The sequence below is a fragment of the Neisseria sp. P0022.S010 genome (assembly GCF_051956635.1).
Genome location: NZ_JBQCXF010000863.1, coordinates 1 through 478 on the forward strand (window position 1 = coordinate 1; position 478 = coordinate 478).

At 49.2% G+C, this 478-nt stretch carries 1 protein-coding gene; it reads right to left on the reverse strand.

All coding sequences use genetic code 11. The features are described from left to right. On the reverse strand, positions 1 to 478 hold a 478-nt coding region (gene mraW, locus ACTHUT_RS21820; protein WP_440419908.1), incomplete at both ends, for a 16S rRNA (cytosine(1402)-N(4))-methyltransferase.

Consider the following 478-nt stretch of genomic DNA (forward strand, 5'->3'; position numbering starts at 1 on the left):
GTGGGTGGTGCGGTTGTCTGAGGGTTTTTGGTAGAAGTGGCCAAACGTCCTTGCTCGCCCAGACGCGATAGAATTAGCCGGGGGTGCCCTTTCTTGCCGGACGTGCCGTCCACATAAATCCCGTCTTCACGGGGTGCCAACGCATTCACCGCCTCATGCAACAAGGCAGTGACATGCTGGTGATTTTCGATTTTATTTGCGGTTGTGAGTTCGTTTGGTTTAATTGGGGGGGTGGTTTGTTTGGGGTCGGTGTTTGAGGTTTGGTTTGTTTTTTTTTTTTGGTGTTTGTGGTTTTGTGGTTTTGTGTGGTTTGTGTGGTTGGTTGGGGTGGTTTTTTTTTTGGGGTTTGTGTGTTTGTGTGGGTTGGTTGGGGTTGGGGTGTGTTTGGTGTTGTTTTGTTTTGGGGTCTTTGTGTTGTGGGGTGGTGGGTTTTGGTGTTGTTGTGGGGGTTTGTTGTTGGTTGTTTTTGGTTTTGGGG